Here is a 2,942-nt window from a genome sequence, read left to right on the forward strand (position 1 = left end):
CGAGTAGCCGCGATTGTTGAAGGCGCCGTCGACCGAGACGGAGACCGCGGGCTCGCCTGTCTCGGTCACGTTGCTGGACGCGATGCCGCGAACCGCGATCGTGGTCTGCCCGCCGGCGGAGTTGATGCCGATGCTGGGATCAATGTTGGCGAGTTGGCGCAGGTCGCTGACGCCACGGGCGGCAAGTGTCTCACCCGAATAGACCTGGATCGAAATCGGTGTCCGCTGCGCACTCGACTCGACCCGTTGCGCGGTCACAACGATGTCGCCGATTGTGTCGCGCTGAGCACTCGCCTGGTCCGGGGCGGAGCCGGGCGTCGCAGCGCTGTCCTGGGGGCGCGCGTTGCTCGCCTGCGTCGATGCGGGATCCCCGGCCTGCACGGACCCGGCGGTTCGGAACTCGCCCGCCGAGGGCGCGCTTCCCGTCTCTTCGATAATGGGGGCGGTTTGGGCAGCGGCGGGAGCTGGGAAGAGCGGTGCCACGAAGGCAGTCGTGATAAGCAAACGAGCCACATGTTGCAGCATGTTCAATCCCCTCCTTTGTGGCGTATCGCCCTCTCAGATCTGCCTCTGTAATGCATTACATTGGTCGGGACAATATGAAACAGCAGTCTGCGTCAGAAGCGACCGCGAACGGCAAGAGCGGCCCCAGCTTCGGCTTCGCCACCGGCTTGGTTCGCGTGTAACCCGGCGGCAGCGAGAACCGGCACATCTTCAACACCGTCTCGCGGCTCAACCCGAACACCCGCGCCGCCTCCCGACGGCTGTTGCCCTCGACGAACACGAAGCGTCGAACCGCGGCGTAGCTCTCCACGACAAACATCCCCGGCCGCTCCCAAAGGGCCCAGCCTATCCACCTGGCCGGATTTTACTCCGCCACGCTCAGCATCGCGCCGGCGTTCCTGTGGCCTGCTTTGTCACCGCCCTGCACAGGAGAAGCCGCGATCGGCCATCGCCGAGTTGAAATATAACGAGGCATTCCGTCCGGAAAAGAGCTTGTTCCGGACGCTTTGTCCGCTTATGCGTTTGCTGCGCGGCCTCGCTGCACCGATCAATCCCGAATCAAGCGGATCGCACGTTCATGAGTTGTGACCAGCCGGAGCATGAGACACGTCGGGGCGATCCGATCCGAAATGCTCACACTGAAGACCAGGACAGCGCATCCACCCGCAAGCTGAGTGGGCGGACGAAGCTGATCCTGCTGCTGCTCGCCATCGCTGCGTTGGTCATCGGCGCGCTCTGGATTCTTCGCTACGAAGCGCATGGCAAGTACCTTCAGAGCACCAACGACGCACAGGTCAGGGCCGACATGGTGACGGTGTCGCCCCGCGTCGCCGGCTATGTCGCCGCGGTGCTGGTCGCCGAGAACCAAGACGTTCGCGCCGGCCAGCCGCTGGTGCGGATCGATCCGCGCGATGCCCGGGCGCAGGCGGAGCAGGCGGAGGCGCAGATCGCCGTCGCCGGAGCGCAAGCCGATGCCGTGCGCTCGCAGATCCGGGAACAATATGCCGCCATCGATCAGGCGCGCGCCCAGCTGGCGGCGGCACGTGCCAAGGCGGCCTATGACGTGGGCGAGGTCGCGCGCTACCGCCCGCTTGCCGCGTCCGGAGCAGAAACCCGCCAGCAGCTCGCCCGGCTGGAACTGACCGCGCGGCAGTCCACGCAGGACGTCCGTGCGCAGGAAGCTGCGTTGGCGGGTCAGCAGCGCCGGGTAGGCTCACTGCAAAGCCAGATACGCCAGGGCGAAGCACAAGGGCAGGTTGCTCGCGCTCAGCTCGCGTCGGCCAATGTCGATGTCGGAGCGACGTTGCTCAAGGCAGCCACCGCCGGTCGGGTCGGCGACAAGACGGTGACGGTTGGTCAATATGTGCAGGCAGGCACGCGACTGATGTCGATCGTGCCGCTCGACCGGCTCTACGTTATTGCCAATTTCAAGGAGACGCAGTTGGCGCTGATGCGGCCGGGGCAGCCCGTATCTATCAAGGTCGACGCGCTGGACGGGATCGAGCTGAAGGGGCGTGTCGAGAGCGTGGCGCCGGGAACGGGCGCACAGTTCTCGCTGCTGCCGCCGCAGAACGCGACGGGCAATTTCACCAAGATCACGCAGCGCGTCCCCGTGCGCGTGTCCATCGAGGCGACTCCGGCCGCACGGCGGCTGCTGATCCCGGGCCTGTCCGTCGACGTCACGGTGGACACGATCTCCGCCAAGGACGACGTCGACCACATCCGCGACCAGCAGGAGCAGGCCATGCGACGCGGACGGAATCGCTGAGATGGCCAGCATGGCATCGAACGACGAGCAAGGGTCGTTCCGCCACGGCACCAGCGAGCGCGCGGACTTGGGTGCATGGCTGGCGGTGGCGGCGGGAACGCTGGGCGCGCTGATGGCGACGCTCGACATCTCCATCGTCAACTCCGCGCTGCCCGTGATCCAGGGCGAAATCGGCGCGAGCGGGACGGAGGGCACCTGGATCGCGACCGCCTATCTGGTGGCCGAGATCGTCATCATCCCGATGGCGGCATGGCTGGAACGAATGCTCGGCCTACGCACCTTTCTGCTGATCGCGGCGGGACTGTTTACGGCCTTCTCGGTGCTTTGCGGCTTCTCCACCACTCTTCCAATGATGATCGTCGGGCGTGTCGGCCAGGGCTTCACCGGCGGGGCGATGATCCCGACCGCGCAGACCATCATTGCCCAGCGCCTGCCGCCGCGACAGCAGCCGATCGGCATTGCCGCATTCGGCGTTACCGCCATTCTTGGCCCGGTGCTCGGCCCGCTGGTCGGCGGCTGGCTGACCGAAACCATCAGTTGGCATTACGCCTTCTTCCTCAACGTGCCGATCTGCGCGGCGCTGGTCACGCTGCTGCTCGTCGGGTTGCCGCACGAAAAGGCGAAGCTGCACCTGTTTCGAGAGGCGGACTGGTTCGGTATCGCCGGCCTC

General features: G+C 65.9%; 3 protein-coding genes and 1 pseudogene. 2 read left to right on the forward strand and 2 right to left on the reverse strand.

Features of this window, described 5'->3' with window-relative positions; translation table 11 throughout:
- Positions 1–525: TonB-dependent receptor plug domain-containing protein (locus tag ACE5C1_RS05130; RefSeq protein ID WP_374942991.1), on the reverse strand; the 525-nt coding region annotated here is incomplete at its 3' end.
- Between the two features lie 97 nt (positions 526–622).
- Positions 623–823, reverse strand: a pseudogene (locus ACE5C1_RS05135) (IS21 family transposase); the annotation flags it as partial.
- A gap of 258 nt (positions 824–1,081) precedes the next feature.
- On the opposite strand from ACE5C1_RS05135, the gene ACE5C1_RS05140 reads away from it, so the two are divergent.
- Positions 1,082–2,272, forward strand: coding sequence for an HlyD family secretion protein (locus ACE5C1_RS05140; RefSeq protein ID WP_374942992.1), 1,191 nt, complete (start codon positions 1,082–1,084; stop codon positions 2,270–2,272).
- A gap of 1 nt (position 2,273) precedes the next feature.
- A partial coding sequence (locus ACE5C1_RS05145) for an MFS transporter (RefSeq protein WP_374942993.1) occupies positions 2,274–2,942 on the forward strand: 669 nt, incomplete at its 3' end.

It is taken from the genome of Sphingomonas sp., from assembly GCF_964263785.1.
Lineage (GTDB): Bacteria > Pseudomonadota > Alphaproteobacteria > Sphingomonadales > Sphingomonadaceae > Sphingomonas.

Bases quoted from the DNA above. Each gene is read 5' to 3' on its own strand.
- ACE5C1_RS05140 (WP_374942992.1), top strand. From the start codon at position 1,082: ATGAGTTGTGACCAGCCGGAGCATGAGACACGTCGGGGCGATCCGATC.